The organism is Streptomyces sp. NRRL F-5122 (assembly GCF_001507435.1).
GTDB classification, from domain to species: domain Bacteria; phylum Actinomycetota; class Actinomycetes; order Streptomycetales; family Streptomycetaceae; genus Streptomyces; species Streptomyces lannensis.
Genome location: NZ_LMWH01000037.1, coordinates 176,484 through 191,696, shown reverse-complemented (window position 1 = coordinate 191,696; position 15,213 = coordinate 176,484). Strand labels below are relative to the sequence as shown.

Sequence of the window (15,213 nt, the reverse complement as noted above, 5' to 3'; positions counted from 1 at the left end):
CGGTCAGGAAGACGTCTTCGGTACGTCGATCCGGTCGATGTCCGGGGCGTAGCCGGACTCGCCGCTGTCGATGGTGATCGTGTTGGCACCCGCCTTGAGAGTGAGGGGCACGCTGACCGTCTCGGCGGTTCCCCAGTCACCGGTGGAGGGGAACTTGTGGCTGGTCGCACCGCCGCCGTTGACGGAGACCGCGGCCGAGCGGGCGTCACCGCTGACGTAGGCGATCTTCACCGTGTACATGCCCGCCTTGGGGACCACGATGTCGTTGAAGCGCAACGTGCCGCCGAGGTAGAGGTTGCCGACCTTGTGGGCGCCCGAGCAGGCGGAGCAGTCGGCTATGGAGGCGTTGCCGCCCAGCGTGTTCGCCGGTGCCTCGGCCTCGTATGCGGTCGCGGTGAGCGCACCGCCACGCGGGGTGACCGTGAACAGCCGGGAACCGTGGGCGGGAAGCGCCTCGGTCACCTTGTTCTTGTATGTCCCGAGATTCTCATGGTTCCACAGGTCGCGGACCGAGGCCTTGCCGGTGAAGCCGAGGGCTGCCCAGTCGGCGGTGACGGCGGCGGGCGCGTCGGCCAGGTTGAACAGGGCGACGGTGTAGCTGCCGTCGGCGTTCTCAGCCGCCCACACCTGCTGGGCGTCGGCCGGAGTGACGGGACGAGCGGCCGGCGTGGCGTTCTGGTCGACCGCGATGACCTCGCGGTTGGTCAGCAGGGAGAGGCCGTAGGAGTCGAGCCGGGTGAGGTCGTCACCGGTGTAGAGCGGGGACTTGGAGATCGCCCAGAGCGTCGCGTAGGTCTGCCGCTCGGCCTTGGTGAGACCGTCCATGGCGCCGTTGCCGACATCGAGGGAGTCGAGGTCGTTCCAGCCGCCGGGACCTGCCAGGCGGCTCCAGGCGGGAGCGTCGTCGAAGCGGTCGTCGACCGAGTTCTCCCAGCTGACCAGGGTGTTGCAGTAGCACTCGACGTCGGTGTCGATGCGCCAGCCGTTGGAGTACTTCTTCCAGTCCGCCGCGTGGCCCCGGTCCAGGGACCAGGACAGCTCGAAGTGGATCGGGCGTCCGGTCGCCGCGATCGCCTTCTGCCAGGCGGCCACGTCGGCCACGTTGTCGTACTGGTCGCCGCTCTTGCCGGAGCCGGGCCCGACACCGTCGAGCTTGAGGAAGTCATAGCCCCAGTCGGCGAGCATCCGGGCCTGCGAGTCGATGTACTTCTCCGCGCAGGGACGGGAGAAGTCCAGCTTGTACGCGCTGTCCCAGCCGTTGGTGGTACGCAGGTCGCCGTAGACGATGTCGGCCGTGGTGCACCCCGGAGCGTCCTTGATGGGGGTCTTGCCGTCGCCGTAGGCCTCCTTCTCCAGGCCGACGGGCAGATAGATACCGGCCTTCAGGCCCCGTGCGTGGATGTGGTCGGCGACCGACTTCATCCCGTTCGGGAAGCGGACCGGGTCGGGCGTCTGCCGGGCGTACGCATCGAATTCGGGCTTCCACGCGTTGTCGCGCCACCATCCGGCGTCGATGTTGACGTACTCGTAGCCGAACTGCTTGAGCTTGGCGGCGAGGGCGTCGGTCTGCTTCAGGACGTTGGCCTCGGTGAGGTAGCTGTAGTCGCCGTCCGGGTTGAGGCCCGGGTACTTCGACGACTGCATGCTCCAGCTCGACCAGCCCATGTACGGCTTGGCGGCCTGCTCCTGGCCGCCGGCGGCGTCCGCCGCGGCAACGGCCCGGTGGACCTGCCCGGCCGGGGTGCCGGCCGTCGGGCCCGCGTGGGCGATCGGGGCGACCGTCGCGAACCCCACGGCGACGGCCAGCACGGCCGCGGCTCTGAGGGTGCGGACGGGCAGGACAAAGGACGAGGATGACCGCATGGGTCCTACCTCCTGTGGATTCGGGGGCGGCTCTGCATGGGTGGGGATCACGGCCCTCGGGGTGGGGCCGCGACCGGGTTCTGGGGGCACCCGTGGGTGTCAGTGGCGGGCTTCGGATCGGATGAAGGACTGGATGGCGGTGGCCGCGGCACCGCGCGCCCACTCGTCGAAGGGCAGCGGGCGGGTCTTGAGGTCGCACTGCGCGGCCGTGCCGAAGGCCGCCGCGGCGAAGGCGTCGCGGATCTGCTCGGCGAACAGGTCGTAGGCCGCGAGGCCCTCGCCGGAGATGATCACGCGTTCGGGTCCGAACAGATTGGCGACGGTGCCGATGGCCCGCCCGATGGCGTCCCCGGCCCGGGTGTAGACGTCGCGGGCACCCTGGTCCCCCCGGTGGGCCAGCTCCAGGGCTGCGGCGGCATCGGTCACGGCCACGCCTGTCCTCTCGCGCACCGCGGCGACGATCGCGGGGTCCGCGGCGATGGCCTCGACGCAGCCGCGGTTGCCGCAGTGGCAGGGCGGGCCCGCGGGATCGATGACGACATGGCCGATCTCCCCGGCCACGCCGTGGGCACCGGACACGACCCGGCCGTGCACCACGAGACCGCAGCCGATACCGGCGCCGACGGTCACCAGCGCGAAGTCCGAAAGCCCCACGCCCGCGCCGAACCACTGCTCGGCGACGGTCAGCGCGCGCACGTCGTTGTCGACGGTGACCTTCAGGCCCGTCGTCATCCCGAGGAGTTCGGCGAGCGGGACGTCGTGCCACTCCAGGAAGGGTGAGTAGCGCACGACACCGGCAGCGCGGTCCACGTCGCCGGAGACGGCGACGCCCAGACCGTGCACCGGGGCGCCGAACCCGTCGGCCTCCGCGAGCAGTTCGCGCACCAGCTCGGACGCCAGGGTCAGCACCGCCCCGGGATCGCGGGCGGTCAGCGGAAGGTGCCGGGCCACACGGATCCGGCAGCACAGGTCGGTCAGCACGGCGATGATCTCGTCGCCGGTGATCTTGACCCCGATGAACAGCGCACGTCCGCCGTCCACCCGCACGGGGTTGGCGGGCCGGCCCAGGGACGGGCGGGTCTCCTCCCCCACGTCCTCGACCAGGTAGCCGGCCTCGATCAGGGGCCGCACCGCCTTGGTCACCGCGGCAGCCGACAGGCCCGCCCGCCCGCCGATGTCCGAGCGGGTGAGAGGGCCGTGACAGAGCACGGTGACGAAGACCTGGGAGGCGGCCGGCGTGTGCGCCGGGAACGCCTCCGTGGGAGGACTCGAGGGCATGGCCCCGGAACCTAAGTGGGTTCTTTTCCGCTGTCAATAAAAGAAGCAGGAGGCTTCCGAGGTTTTGCCGTCGGCGGTCGACGCCCTTCAAATGCCGACCCGGCCGGGCGAGTTGTCGAACGATGCAAGGAAGGTCTTGCCTCACCCCAAGAACCATGTGACATAGTACTGATGTGAGCGAGCAACTGACCTGCGACGTCGTGGTCGTGGGAGCCGGGATGGTGGGCGCGGCATGCGCCCTCTACGCCGCCCGCGCCGGTCTGGACGTGGCGCTCGTCGACCGCGGCCCCGTGGCCGGAGGCACGACGGGCGCGGGTGAGGGGAATCTGCTCGTCTCCGACAAGGAGCCCGGTCCGGAACTCGAACTGGCCCTGCTCTCCTTGAGGTTGTGGGACGAACTGGCCGACGAGCTGGGCCCGGCCGTCGAGTACGAACCCAAGGGCGGAGTCGTCGTCGCATCGGCGCCCGAAGGACTCGCGGCCCTCGAAGGACTTGCGGCCGAACAGCGGGCCGCCGGAGTCGAGGCGGTGGACGTCCCCGCGAACCGACTGCGCGACCTCGAACCGCACCTGGCTCCCGGACTCACGGGCGGTGTGCTGTACCCGCAGGACCGCCAGGTGATGCCGGCCCTCGCCGCCGCTCATCTGGTGCGGGCCTCGCGGGCCCGGCTGCTGACCGGGCGGACGGTGACCGGCGTACTGCGCACACGTCAGGGGGCCGTGCGCGGTGTGCGCACCGACCGCGGCGACGTACATGCGCCCGCCGTCGTGAACGCGGCCGGGACCTGGAGCGGCGAAGTCGCCGCGCTCGCCGGGGTCACGCTGCCCGTGCTCCCCCGCCGTGGATTCGTCCTCGTCACCGAGCCGCTGCCACCGCGGGTGCGGCACAAGGTCTACGCCGCCGACTATGTCGCCGATGTGGCCAGCGACTCGGCGGCCCTCCAGACCTCCCCGGTCGTGGAGGGCACGGCCGCCGGCCCGGTCCTCATCGGCGCCAGCCGTGAACGGGTCGGGTTCGACCGCTCGTTCTCGCTGCCGGTGGCACGGGCGCTGGCAGCGGGCGCGACCCGGCTGTTCCCGTTCCTCGAACAGGTGCGGGCGATGCGCACCTACCTGGGTTTCCGGCCCTACATGCCGGACCACCTGCCCGCCGTCGGCCCCGACCCGCGGGCACCGGGGCTCTACCACGCCTGCGGCCACGAAGGGGCCGGGATCGGGCTCTCCACCGGAACGGGCCACCTGATCGCGCAGATACTCGGCGGGGGCCGCCCGGAGCTCGATCTCACCCCCTTCCGGCCGGAACGATTCGAACAGGAGGCCGTGTGAACCCCCTGGAGCTGGCCGGCGCCAGGCCCGAGCCCGCCTTCACGGTCACCTTCGACGACCGCGAGCTTCAGGCACTGCCCGGCTGGACGGTCGCCGCGGCACTGTGGGCCGCGGGCATCACCTCCTGGCGCACCACCCGGCGGGACGGCCGGCCGCGCGGGATCTTCTGCGGCATCGGCGTCTGCTTCGACTGCCTCGTGACCGTCAACGACCGGCCGAACCAGCGTGCCTGCCTCGTAGCGGTACGGCCCGGCGATGTGATCCGCACACAGGAGGGAACGGGGCATGCCGACTGACCTGGCTGTGATCGGTGCCGGTCCGGCCGGGCTCGCCGCGTCGATCGCGGCGGCGGCCCGGGGCGTTCGTGTCACCCTCGTCGACGCCGCGCCCTCGGCGGGCGGGCAGTTCTACCGGCAGCCCGCGACCGGACTCGGCGCCCGGCGCGCACAGGCCCTGCATCATCAGTGGCGCACCTGGACCAGGCTGCGTGAAGGACTCGACCGGCACATCGCGGCCGGCCGCGTCACGCACCTGACGGACCACCATGTCTGGAACGTGGAACGGACGAGCACCGGCCTGACCGTGCATGCGCTGTCCGGGCCCGAGCAGGAGACGCCGGTCGCCGTCCGCGCCGACGCCGTGCTCCTGGCCACCGGCGGCTACGAGCGTGTGCTTCCCTTCCCCGGCTGGACCCTGCCCGGTGTCCTCACCGCCGGCGGGGCGCAGGCCATGCTCAAAGGCACGCTCGTGGTGCCGGGTGGCAGGGTGGTCGTGGCCGGGACGGGACCTCTGCTGCTGCCGGTGGCGACCGGGCTCGCGGCGGCGGGGGTCGCCGTCGCCGCGCTCGTGGAGTCCGCCGGCCCCGAGGACTTCGCCCGGCATGCGGGAGCCCTCGCCGCCCAGCCCGGGAAGGCCGTCGAGGGGGCGCTGTACACCGCCAGGCTGCTGCGGCACAGGGTACGGATCCTCCCCCGGCACACGGTGCTGGAGGCCCACGGGGACGACCGGCTCGAGGCGGTGACCGTGGCCGCTCTGGACCCCGCTGGACGTCCGCGGCCCGGTACCGCCCGCCGGATCCCCTGCGACACACTGGCCGTCGGGCACGGCATGCTGCCGCACACCGAACTCGCGGACACGCTCGGCTGCCGGATCGACGGGGTGGCGGGCGTGGCCGTCGACGACGAACAGCGCACCGATGTCCCCGGGGTGTGGGCCGCGGGCGAGGCCACCGGAATCGGTGGTGCGGCACTCGCCCTCGCCGAGGGCCACATCGCCGGTCGTTCGATCGCCGCCCGGCTCTCCGGCACCGCACCCGATCCCCGGCAGTGGGAACGTGTTGCCCGCAGCCGCGCCGCCCTGCGAAGGTTCTCCACCACGCTCGACGGCGTCTACGCACCACCCGCCCACTGGGCCGACCAGGTCGACGACGCCACCGTGGTGTGCCGCTGCGAGGAAGTGCGCGCCGGGACGGTACGGGAGGCAGTCGGTCGGTTGGGCGCCGGGGACCTGCGCACCGTCAAGCTGCTCACCCGCGCGGGAATGGGCTGGTGCCAGGGCCGGATCTGCACTCCTGGGGTCGCCGGGGTCGCCGGGTGTGCGCCGACGGCGGCGCGCAGCCCGTTCGCACGTCCGGTACCGCTGGACGTGCTGGCCCGCGAGCCGCTCCAAGAAGGGCCGGACGCATGCTGAGCCACCGGCCGACCCATGCCTACGTCAGTACCATGTCACACATCATCGAGATGGGGGATCGCCCATGACCGTCCCGCAGCACCGCCCCTGGCGCGGCGTTCTCGTCGCCACCGCACTCCCGCTCACCGACGAGCTGGCCGTCGACCACGCCCGGTTCGCCGACCACTGCACCTGGCTGGTGGAGAACGGCTGCGACGGCGTCGTGCCGAACGGCTCGCTCGGCGAGTACCAGGTGCTCACTCCCGAGGAGCGCGCCAAGGTCGTGGAGACCGCCGTGTCCGCGCTCGGCGGCGAGCGGGTGATGCCCGGGGTCTCCGCGTACGGGGCCGCCGAGGCCCGCCGCTGGGCCGAACAGGCACGTGATGCCGGCTGCGCCTCGGTGATGCTGCTGCCGCCGAACGCCTACCGCGCCGACGAGCGGTCCGTTCTGGCCCACTTCGAGGAGGTTGCGAAGGCGGGCCTGCCGGTCGTGGCGTACAACAATCCCATCGACACCAAGGTCGACCTCGTCCCCGAACTGCTCGCCAAGCTGCACCGCGAGGGCTTCGTCCAGGCGGTCAAGGAGTTCTCCGGAGACCCGCGGCGCGCCTACCGGCTCGCCGAGCTCGCCCCGGAACTGGACCTGCTGATCGGTGCCGACGACGTCCTGCTGGAACTCGCGGTCGCGGGCGCCAAGGGCTGGGTGGCCGGTTACCCCAACGCCCTGCCCCGGGCGTCGGTGCAGTTGTACCGTGCCGCGGTCGCCGGCGACCTCGACACCGCGCTGCCGCTGTACCGTCAGCTTCATCAGCTGCTGCGCTGGGACTCGCAGGTGGAGTTCGTGCAGGCGATCAAGCTGTCGATGGACATCGTCGGCCGGCACGGCGGTCCCGTGCGGCCGCCGCGCGTCCCGCTGCTGCCGGAGCAGGAGGCCGCGGTCCGCGCCGCGACGGAGAAGGCCGTGGCCGCCGGCCTCGCGTGAAACAGACCACCGTGCGTGAACCCGCCGGTTCGCGCACGCGTCGCGCGGGCACGGGGTCCCGTGCCCGCGCGACGCCGACCACGGTGGGTCTCCCGACTCAGGCCGGGCCCCGCGGAGGCGGACCGGGCGTCATGATTGGAGGGCCATGCGCAGCAAACTCGTCCTGCACGCCGTCGACTCCCACACCGAGGGCATGCCGACCCGCGTGATCACCGGCGGGATCGGCACGATCCCCGGCAGCACCATGAACGAGCGTCGCCTGTGGTTCCGTGAACACCGCGACGACGTCAAGCAGTTGCTCATGAACGAACCCCGCGGGCACGCGGCGATGAGCGGCGCGATCCTTCAGCCGCCCACCCGTCCCGACTGCGACTGGGGGGTCGTCTACATCGAGGTCTCGGGCTATCTGCCGATGTGCGGGCACGGCACGATCGGGGTGGCGACCGTGCTCGTGGAGACGGGCATGGTGGAGGTCGTCGAACCGGTCACCACGATTCGCCTGGACACCCCGGCGGGACTCGTCGTCGCCGAGGTCGCCGTCGAGGGCGGGGCCGCGAAGGCGGTCACCCTCAAGAACGTGCCGTCCTTCTCGGTCGGCCTCGACCGCAAGGCCACCCTGCCGGACGGGCGGACGGTGACGTACGACCTGGCGTACGGCGGCAACTTCTACGCGATCCTGCCGCTGGAGGAGTTCGGGCTGCCCTTCGACCGTGCGCGCAAGGACGACATCCTCGCCGCGGGGCTGTCGCTGATGGACGCCATCAACGCCGAGGAGGCGCCGGTTCACCCCGAGGACCCGACCATCCGCGGCTGTCACCACGTCCACCTGTACGCGCCCGGGTCCACCCCGCGGCTGTCCCGGCACGCGATGGCCATCCATCCCGGCTGGTTCGACCGCTCCCCGTGCGGCACCGGCACCAGCGCCCGCATGGCCCAGCTGCACGCCCGCGGCGAACTCCCCCTGCACACCGAATTCGTGAACGAGTCCTTCATCGGTACGCGCTTCACCGGCCGGCTGCTCGACACGACGCAGGTCGCCGGCGTCCCCGCGGTACTGCCCAGCTTCACCGGGCGGGCCTGGGTGACCGGAACCGCTCAGTACCTTCTGGACCCGGAGGACCCGTTCCCCGCGGGCTTCGTCCTGTAGCGGCACACCGCCGCGCCCGTACACGGGATACTGGTGGTGCGTGACATTGCACCCTCACATGGTGGGGACTGTGTGATGTCAGGCCCGCCACACCGCACATGCCCGTTCGAGGAGACCCCATGGCCGCCCCGCGCCCCAGCTCGCCCCCCGCCGCTCCCTCGCTGCCCACGCTGGGCGGCAAGAAGAGCAGCTACCGCGAGAAGGTCGCCGACGCCCTGCGGGCGGCGTTGATCGCGGGCGAGCTGCGTCCCGGTGAGGTGTACTCCGCACCGGCGCTCGCCGCGCGCTTCGGCGTATCGGCCACGCCGGTGCGGGAGGCCATGCTCGACCTGGCCAAGGAGGGTCTCGTCGCCGCCGTCCCGAACAAGGGCTTCCGGGTCACGGACGTGTCGGAGAAGCAGCTCGACGAATACGGCCATCTGCGCTCACTCATCGAGATTCCCACCACCGTTCATCTGGCCGGGACCGCGGACCGGGTCTCTCTCGAGGCCCTGCGACCGGCGGCACGGGAGATCGTCGCCGCGGCGGCGGCCGGCGATCTGATCGCCTACGTCGAGGCCGACACCCGCTTCCACCTCGGACTGCTCGCTCTCGCCGGGAACGCGCATCTGGTCGAGGTCGTCGGCGACCTGCGCAAGCGGTCCCGTCTGTACGGGCTGACCGCGCTGGTCGAGGCCGGGCGGCTTCTCGCCTCCGCCCAGGAGCACCTGGAGCTTCTGGACGCTCTGCTGGAGCGGGACGAGGAGGCTGTACGGAAGGTGATGACCCGCCACCTCGGCCATGTGCGAGGCATGTGGGCGGCCAAGGACTGAGCCTTCGGCGGGGGGCGCGGTCCCCGTCCGGGGACGTGGCGCCACGGCGCGCACGCGGGGATCACCGGAGGCGTACGGCGCCGCCCCGTCCCGGCACGGCACGGGCCTGGGGGCGCGGCGCAGCGCACGGGGCCCGCCCGCGAGCCGTGTCGCGCGCCGCCCACCGTCGGGGCCAACCGCGCGTCAGGCGCCCAGCGAGGCGGCCGCCCTGGCCGCCTCGGCCGTGACCTGGGCCGCCGCGCGGGAGGCCCGTCCGGTGACCCGCCAGGCGACCATGCGCAGAGCGGTGGGCGGGGCCGGGGGAAAGACCCCGAGCTGACCGAGCATCGTGATGTCGTCCCGGACCGCTTCGTGTCCGATCACCTTGCCGTCGCGCAGCTCGAGCACATGGATCTGCTCGAAGTCGATCTCACGGCCGGTCGGCGGGATCGCCTGGTCGAGTGCGCCGTCCCGGTAGCGGACGAACGCGCCGGTGTGGCGGCCCTGCATACGCAGCCGCACCCAGATCTGTTCGTCGTTGCGGGCGGCGGCGAGGACGGGGAAGCGCAGGTCGCTGAAGGCGGGGTCCCCGCCGGTCCCGGCAGGGCGCACGCCGCGGGTGCCACGGCCGCCTCCCGGTTGTGGAAGTCCTCGTGCACCACGTCGACGGCCAAAGCCGGATCCCCCGTGGCGAGGACCCGGAAGAGCCCCTCGGCCAGGTCCGTGGCGTCCATACCCATGACGTTCATGCCTCTCAGCAGTCGTGCGACTCCGTACCGCACGACGATGCGACGGCCACGGCAGCCCTGAACACGCCGGGCCCAGCGGCCTGCGCAAATTGAGGTTATAGCCAGCCTAATGAATAGGACAACCATGTGATGATGTTCACTAGGATGGTCTCATGCCCACTCCTCGCCCGTATGTCTCGCCGTTGCGCGAGCAGGCCGCCGCACGCACGCGTTCGCTGATCCTGCAGCGGGCCACGGAACTGTTCGCCGACCGCGGCTACGCCCGGGTGACCGTCGCGGACATCGCCTCCGCTGCCGGGGTCGCCTCCAAGACGGTCTTCGCGAGTGTCGGGAGCAAGGGCGACATCCTGGACCGGATCGTGGAGCAGGGAGTGCGGGAGTCCGACTACGAGCAGGCCCTGGCCGCGCTGCTCGACCTGCGGACACCGGAGTCGGTCCTCGAGGCGCTGGCCCGCGGCACGCGGTTCGGCAACGAGAGCCAGTTCCTGGTGCACGAGGCCATCCGCAAGGCGCTGCCCGTGCACGAGCACGGCGAGGCACTGTGGGAGCGCTACACCACGGCCTACCGGGACGCGCTCCGCGCCGCCGCCCGCCATCTGCACACGCTCACCCCGGCACCCCCGTACTCCGTAGGGGAGACCGCGGACCTGCTGTGGTTCTGGTTCGGCCCGTCGGGCTGGCGGACGCTCGTGGTCGAGAACGGCTCCTCGTGGGACCGCGCCGAGACGCTCCTGCTGCGCACCGCGGTCGCCACACTGCGCTGAAACGGCGCCGTCTTCGACCTCAGCGGATGCCGTAGAGCCGGCTTCCACATCCGACCGCGGCCCTCAGTCGGACCGACCGGCGGCAGGGATTCGTTCGAGCCACTCCTCGAGAAGGCCCGACTCGGCGGGGGTGAAGGGGGCGGGGGTGAGCCCGTCCAGCGAGGCGAGCAGGGTGGAGGCGGCGGCCGCCCTGGCGTCCCGGGCCGAGGTGTCCGCACCCCCTTCGACCAGAATGGCGTGGTGGATCGCGTCACGGACGAGCGTCGACGGGCCGGCGTCCGGATACAGGGCGGGCCGGGTGATCAGGGACAGGGCGACCCCGGTGTTGGCCGACATGACCATGCGGGCCGCGTCATCGGCCGGGACCCGGAGACGGCCCTGCGCGGCGAGCCGTTCGAGGACCTCCCGCAGGATGCGCATCGCCTCCCGGGCCGCCTCGGGCGCGGAGCGGAGGGTCGGGGCGAACATCAGTTTGTAGGCGTTGGGGTGGGCCAGTGCGAACGCGGTGTGGCTGTCCCACCCCGCGCGCAGGTCCTCCAACGGGTCGGCGGACTTCTCGGCCACGCGCTTGGCACCCAGGTACTGGTCCCAGACGTGGTCGACCGTGGCCGCGAGCAGCCCTTCCTTGTCGCCGAACAGGCGATAGAGCACCGGCTGCTGCACCCCGGCCGCGTCGCACACCCCGCGGGTGGACACGTCACCGCTCGGTGACCGCGCCAGCAGCTCGGCCGCGGCCTCGATTATCGCCTGTTTCGTGTCCATGTGGTCGACGATAACAGCTCATGTAATCAGCGACTGCACCAATATCGTATCGATGATACGAAGAGAGCCCTGCGTAACTGTACGGGACACCGATCCGGCATGATCGGCCTCCGCTTTACGCGCTCCATGCAGTACGGTGTCCAACCGTTGAAGACCGGAGGTCTCGGGGAGGGCGCCGTGACGCTGGAGGCGGCTGGGGTCTCGGATGTCGAGGAGTCCGTGTACCGGGTGCTGGTGAACACGGGCCGGGCGACCGCCGTCGACGTCGCGCGCAGGACCGGGCTGAACGAGGCCGAGTGCGCCCGCATCCTGTACATGCTCACTTCCAAGGGCATGGCGAACCACACGGACGGCATCCCCCGGTACTTCCGGGCGACTCCCCCCGACGTGGCGCTGCTGCCCCTGCTCAAGCGCAGCGCCGACGCGCTGGACCTGGCCCGGGCGGAGGCCACCAGCCTGCTCGAGGTCTACCGGGACACCGTGCGCAGGCAGGACGCCGGCCAGTTGATCGAGGTCATCACCGGCGCGGAGGCGCTGCGCCAGCATCTGCGGCAGATCCAGGCGAGTGCGCACGACGAGATGCTCTGGTTCTGCAAGGCCCAGTACGTGGCCATGCCCTCGGGCAGCAACACGGCGGAGTTCGAGGCCCTGGAGCGCGGAGTGCAGTACCGCGTGCTGTACGAGAAGGCCTTCTTCGACGACGAGGGCGCCGTGGACAACGTGGTGGCGGGCGTACGCGCCGGGGAGATCGCCCGCGCCGTGCCGCATCTGCCGCTGCGCCTCGCGATAGCCGACCGCTCGATCGCGATCTTCCCGCTCGTACCCGGAGGCCCCAACGGCAGCCCGGACGAACCCACCACCGCGCTGGTGCGCGACAGCAATCTGCTGGCCGCCCTGATCGCCCTCTTCGAACGCTACTGGGAGGACGCGGTACCACTGGGCGCCGACGACACCGGAGCCCTGTCGGGTGCCGACGGCACGAACGGACCGGACCCGCTCTCCGCCACCGACCGGCGGCTGCTCGCCCTGCTGGTGGCCGGAGTGACCGACAAGGCGATCGCGACCCAGATGGCCCTCAGCCGGCGTACCGTGCAGCGCCGTATCCAGCACATGATGGAACTCGCCGGCGCTGCCACCCGTATGCAACTCGCCTGGCACGCGGCACGTCGCGATTGGCTGTGAGCGGGCCGGACACAGCGGAGGCCGTCCGAAGACGGCCTCTGAACTGCGACGAAATGTACTGCGGTGTGGCAGCGGTGGTGGTTGTAGGTGTGGAGGAAGTCTGTCAGCTCCTGGTTGCTGGTGTAGGGGCGGACATAGGCCCACTCGTCGAGCAGGGAGCGGTTGAAGCGTTCGACCTTGCCGTGGATCTTCGGCCGGTAGACGCGGGTGAGCTTGCCGGCCGCGCCAAGGTCGGCAAGTGCCTGGTGCCAGGCGAAGCTCTTGCGGTACGGCCAGGCGTTGTCGGTCAGGACCCGCTCGACGCGCTCGATGCCGCAGGTGTGGAAGAAGGCCGCGGCCCGGCGGAGGAATGCGGCGCACGTGGCGGCCTTCTCGTCCGGGTGGATCTCGCTGTAGGCGAGGCGGCTGTGGTCGTCGACGGCGGAGTGGACGTAGTCGAAGCCCACACTGCTTCGCCCGGCCCGGCCGGCCTGTCGGCCCAGGACTTTGTGGCCGCCGCCGTCGGGGATCCGGCCGAGTTTCTTGATGTCCACGTGGACCAGTTCGCCGGGCCGGTCGCGCTCGTAGCGGCGGATGGGCTGACCAGTGGGCCGGTCCAGGAAGGCCAGAAGGTTCAGGCCGTGCCGGGTGAGGATGCGGTGCACGGTGGAGGCGGGCAGGCCCAGGATCGGTCCGATACGTGCCGGGCCCAGCTTTCGGTCCTGCCGCAGCCTGCAGACATGCGCCTCGGTGGCGGCTGCCGTCCGGTGCGGTGTCCTGCGAGGACGGCTGGAACGGTCGATGAGTCCGCTCTTGGGCTGTGGGGCGGGAGATGCCCATCTCTGCGGCGACGTGGGCGACGGGACGGCCAGAGCGGACACGCTCAACCAACAGTCGCCTGCCATGACCGGTCAGCCGGGCATTACGGAGGGGCACGAAGGCCTCCGCGCGGTGAAGATTCGACACCTCCACCACATACGGAGGCCTTCGCCGTGATCAAGCCCGGCGGCGTTAACAACGCTCGTGATCAATACGCCTAGCGCCGGTCAAGGAAGCTGGTCCCCAAGAATGATCAGGGGCCGGTTTCGTATACCTCCGAAACCGGCCCCGACCTGCGACTGTCTCCAGTCGGGACGACAGGATTTGAACCTGCGACCCCTTGACCCCCAGTCAAGTGCGCTACCAAGCTGCGCCACGTCCCGGTGCGTCCTCCGCGGCATTCCGCGTGATCACGCAGGTAAACCCTACCGCACGCCCCTGAGGGCGTTTCACACCGGCGCCGGGCCGGGTTCGCCCCGCCAGCGCAACGGCAGCGGCACCGTCGCCCCCGGCGGGAACCGTGGTCGATCACATGTGCGAGTGCTTGAGTCCTCACCCATTCCGGGTGAGGAACAGGACGCGCGCCGGGCGCACGCTCACAGATGAGGCTGTGAGCAGCAGCCGGGCAACGAACGGAGGTCCCCACATGGCCACCACCCCGTCGCACCAGCGCTCGGCCGGCACCCTGGCGGCCGCGACAGGTCTGACGCTCTTCGCCGCCGTGATGCTTCTCGTCTCCGGCGTCCTCGATGTCTTCCGGGGCATCATGGCGATCGCCCAGGACGCGGTCTTCGTCTCCACCCCCCAATACGTCTTCCGGTTCGACCTGATGGGCTGGGGCTGGGTCCACCTGGTCCTGGGGGCGCTCGCCATGATCGTGAGCATCGGCCTTTTCATGATGGCCACCTGGGCGAGGGTCCTCGGGGTGGCGATCGCGTCGTTGCTGATCATCACCAACTTCCTGTCGATTCCGTACTACCCCGTCTGGTCGCTCACGCTGATCGCTCTGTACGGGTTCATCATCTGGGCCCTGTGCGTGGCGCCGAAGGACGTCCCCGAGCGGTAGGCGCCGCCGGGTCGGCCCGTACGGCCGCTCACCGCGTGAGCCCGCGGGTCACGCGGTGGTCGCCTGCGCCCGCGTACGGTTCCCGGTCTCCCTGCGACGCCACCCGCTCCGGGTGATCCCGGGGACCCGCACCAGCGCCCACCGTGGACTGCGTCAGGAGTCACAGCCCGCCGCGCGCGCCGAGGGGCGGGCCGGCACCGGAGGTCATCGTGAGCGATTACCCCCTGCTCAGCGCGTTCCTCACCATGTTGTGGTTCTTCCTGTGGGTCATGTGGTTCATGTTGCTGTTCCGGGTCGTCAGGGACGTCTTCGACGACGACGGCCTGAGCGGATGGGGCAAGGCCGGCTGGATGCTGTTCGTGTGCGTGCTGCCGTTCGCCGGTGTCCTCGTGTACCTGATCGCGAGAGGGAGGTCCATGGGCGAGCGTGCCGTGCGGCGTGCGAAGGCCCGGGAACAGGCCTTCCGCGCCTACGTGCGCGAGGCGGCCGCGTCCGCCCCCGAGACCGGTACGAGCAGTGCCGACGAGTTGGCCGAACTGGCCGGCCTGCGCGACCACGGTCACCTCACCGACGCCGAGTACGAGGCGGCCAAGGCCAAGGTGCTCGTCCGCTGAGCGGCCGCGGAAAGCGTTGTCATGCGATACGAGTTCCGCGTCGACGGCCAGATGTCGGACGTGCTGACCAAGGCGTTCCCGGAGCTGGAGAGCGTCGTCGGTCCGGACCAGACCATGCTCTTCGGCCGCGTCGTCGACGAGGAGCACCTCTACGGCCTGCTCGCCCGCTGTCAGTCGCTCGGACTGCACGTCGTGGAGATGCGGCGCCTTCCCGAGTGACACGG

General features: G+C 71.1%; 15 protein-coding genes, 1 tRNA gene and 1 pseudogene. 11 read left to right on the top strand and 6 right to left on the bottom strand.

The annotated features are described in order from the left end of the window. Positions 1-3 precede the first annotated feature (3 nt). Complete coding sequence (locus ADL25_RS07045) at positions 4-1,863, bottom strand: alpha-galactosidase D (RefSeq protein WP_059126768.1); 1,860 nt, start codon at positions 1,861-1,863, stop codon at positions 4-6. Positions 1,864-1,962: 99 nt separating this feature from the next. Then, positions 1,963-3,141 (bottom strand): ROK family transcriptional regulator, encoded by a 1,179-nt coding sequence (locus tag ADL25_RS07040; protein WP_059126767.1) that lies wholly within the window; start codon positions 3,139-3,141, stop codon positions 1,963-1,965. Positions 3,142-3,314: 173 nt separating this feature from the next. On the opposite strand from ADL25_RS07040, the gene ADL25_RS07035 reads away from it, so the two are divergent. The 6 genes from ADL25_RS07035 to ADL25_RS07010 all read left to right on the top strand — a co-directional run bounded on the left by ADL25_RS07035 (position 3,315) and on the right by ADL25_RS07010 (position 9,075). Continuing rightward, positions 3,315-4,466, top strand: coding sequence for an NAD(P)/FAD-dependent oxidoreductase (locus tag ADL25_RS07035; RefSeq protein WP_059126766.1), 1,152 nt, complete (start codon positions 3,315-3,317; stop codon positions 4,464-4,466). Beyond that, entirely contained in the window at positions 4,463-4,762 is a 300-nt protein-coding gene (locus tag ADL25_RS07030; protein WP_059126765.1) for a (2Fe-2S)-binding protein, read from the top strand. The genes ADL25_RS07035 and ADL25_RS07030 overlap by 4 nt, the downstream gene beginning before the upstream one ends. After that, positions 4,752-6,155 carry an NAD(P)/FAD-dependent oxidoreductase gene (locus ADL25_RS07025; RefSeq protein WP_059126764.1) on the top strand — a complete coding sequence of 468 codons (1,404 nt, stop codon included), beginning with the start codon at positions 4,752-4,754 and terminating at the stop codon, positions 6,153-6,155. Before ADL25_RS07030 ends, ADL25_RS07025 begins: the two co-directional genes overlap by 11 nt. A 64-nt stretch (positions 6,156-6,219) precedes the next feature. Beyond that, the gene (locus tag ADL25_RS07020) at positions 6,220-7,116 is read left to right on the top strand and encodes a dihydrodipicolinate synthase family protein (RefSeq protein ID WP_059126763.1); all 897 of its coding nucleotides are present in this window, start codon (positions 6,220-6,222) and stop codon (positions 7,114-7,116) included. Between the two features lie 145 nt (positions 7,117-7,261). Next, positions 7,262-8,263 (top strand): proline racemase family protein, encoded by a 1,002-nt coding sequence (locus tag ADL25_RS07015; protein WP_059126762.1) that lies wholly within the window; start codon positions 7,262-7,264, stop codon positions 8,261-8,263. 119 nt (positions 8,264-8,382) lie between these two features. Beyond that, positions 8,383-9,075: a GntR family transcriptional regulator gene (locus tag ADL25_RS07010; RefSeq protein ID WP_059126761.1), complete on the top strand. Its 693-nt coding sequence runs from the start codon at positions 8,383-8,385 to the stop codon at positions 9,073-9,075. A 183-nt stretch (positions 9,076-9,258) separates the two neighbouring features. Here ADL25_RS07010 and ADL25_RS07005 read toward each other — a convergent pair whose 3' ends face one another. Then, a complete protein-coding gene (locus ADL25_RS07005) occupies positions 9,259-9,666 on the bottom strand; it encodes an ester cyclase (protein WP_234380682.1) in 408 nt (135 codons plus the stop codon). A gap of 289 nt (positions 9,667-9,955) precedes the next feature. Between ADL25_RS07005 and ADL25_RS07000 the strand changes: the two genes are divergently transcribed. Beyond that, on the top strand, positions 9,956-10,567 hold the full coding sequence (locus ADL25_RS07000; RefSeq protein ID WP_059126760.1) for a TetR/AcrR family transcriptional regulator: 612 nt from the start codon (positions 9,956-9,958) through the stop codon (positions 10,565-10,567). 63 nt (positions 10,568-10,630) lie between these two features. Here ADL25_RS07000 and ADL25_RS06995 read toward each other — a convergent pair whose 3' ends face one another. Beyond that, positions 10,631-11,329, bottom strand: coding sequence for a TetR/AcrR family transcriptional regulator (locus ADL25_RS06995; protein WP_059126759.1), 699 nt, complete (start codon positions 11,327-11,329; stop codon positions 10,631-10,633). A 177-nt stretch (positions 11,330-11,506) separates the two neighbouring features. On the opposite strand from ADL25_RS06995, the gene ADL25_RS06990 reads away from it, so the two are divergent. Further along, complete coding sequence (locus tag ADL25_RS06990; protein WP_059126868.1) at positions 11,507-12,511, top strand: helix-turn-helix transcriptional regulator; 1,005 nt, start codon at positions 11,507-11,509, stop codon at positions 12,509-12,511. A gap of 56 nt (positions 12,512-12,567) precedes the next feature. Here the strand turns inward: ADL25_RS06990 and ADL25_RS45765 are convergent. Together ADL25_RS45765 and ADL25_RS06980 are read right to left on the bottom strand one after the other, a co-directional pair. Further along, positions 12,568-13,426: pseudogene (locus ADL25_RS45765) on the bottom strand (IS481 family transposase); the annotation flags it as partial. Positions 13,427-13,618: 192 nt separating this feature from the next. Beyond that, a tRNA-Pro gene (locus ADL25_RS06980) sits at positions 13,619-13,692 on the bottom strand. Between the two features lie 263 nt (positions 13,693-13,955). Here ADL25_RS06980 and ADL25_RS06975 point away from each other — a divergent pair. The 3 genes from ADL25_RS06975 (at position 13,956) to ADL25_RS06965 (ending at position 15,208) form a co-directional block, all read left to right on the top strand. Then, complete coding sequence (locus tag ADL25_RS06975) at positions 13,956-14,375, top strand: DUF7144 family membrane protein (RefSeq protein WP_059126757.1); 420 nt, start codon at positions 13,956-13,958, stop codon at positions 14,373-14,375. A 209-nt stretch (positions 14,376-14,584) separates the two neighbouring features. Next, a complete protein-coding gene (locus tag ADL25_RS06970) occupies positions 14,585-14,989 on the top strand; it encodes an SHOCT domain-containing protein (RefSeq protein ID WP_059126756.1) in 405 nt (134 codons plus the stop codon). Between the two features lie 21 nt (positions 14,990-15,010). Next, on the top strand, positions 15,011-15,208 hold the full coding sequence (locus ADL25_RS06965; RefSeq protein ID WP_059126755.1) for a hypothetical protein: 198 nt from the start codon (positions 15,011-15,013) through the stop codon (positions 15,206-15,208). Positions 15,209-15,213 lie beyond the last annotated feature (5 nt).

Coding starts and splice junctions, on each gene's coding strand:
- ADL25_RS07045 (WP_059126768.1), bottom strand. CDS start 1,863: ATGCGGTCATCCTCGTCCTTTGTCCTGCCCGTCCGCACCCTCAGAGCC.
- ADL25_RS07040 (WP_059126767.1), bottom strand. CDS start 3,141: ATGCCCTCGAGTCCTCCCACGGAGGCGTTCCCGGCGCACACGCCGGCC.
- ADL25_RS07025 (WP_059126764.1), top strand. CDS start 4,752: ATGCCGACTGACCTGGCTGTGATCGGTGCCGGTCCGGCCGGGCTCGCC.
- ADL25_RS07020 (WP_059126763.1), top strand. CDS start 6,220: ATGACCGTCCCGCAGCACCGCCCCTGGCGCGGCGTTCTCGTCGCCACC.
- ADL25_RS07015 (WP_059126762.1), top strand. CDS start 7,262: ATGCGCAGCAAACTCGTCCTGCACGCCGTCGACTCCCACACCGAGGGC.
- ADL25_RS07010 (WP_059126761.1), top strand. CDS start 8,383: ATGGCCGCCCCGCGCCCCAGCTCGCCCCCCGCCGCTCCCTCGCTGCCC.
- ADL25_RS07000 (WP_059126760.1), top strand. CDS start 9,956: ATGCCCACTCCTCGCCCGTATGTCTCGCCGTTGCGCGAGCAGGCCGCC.
- ADL25_RS06995 (WP_059126759.1), bottom strand. CDS start 11,329: ATGGACACGAAACAGGCGATAATCGAGGCCGCGGCCGAGCTGCTGGCG.
- ADL25_RS06975 (WP_059126757.1), top strand. CDS start 13,956: ATGGCCACCACCCCGTCGCACCAGCGCTCGGCCGGCACCCTGGCGGCC.
- ADL25_RS06965 (WP_059126755.1), top strand. CDS start 15,011: ATGCGATACGAGTTCCGCGTCGACGGCCAGATGTCGGACGTGCTGACC.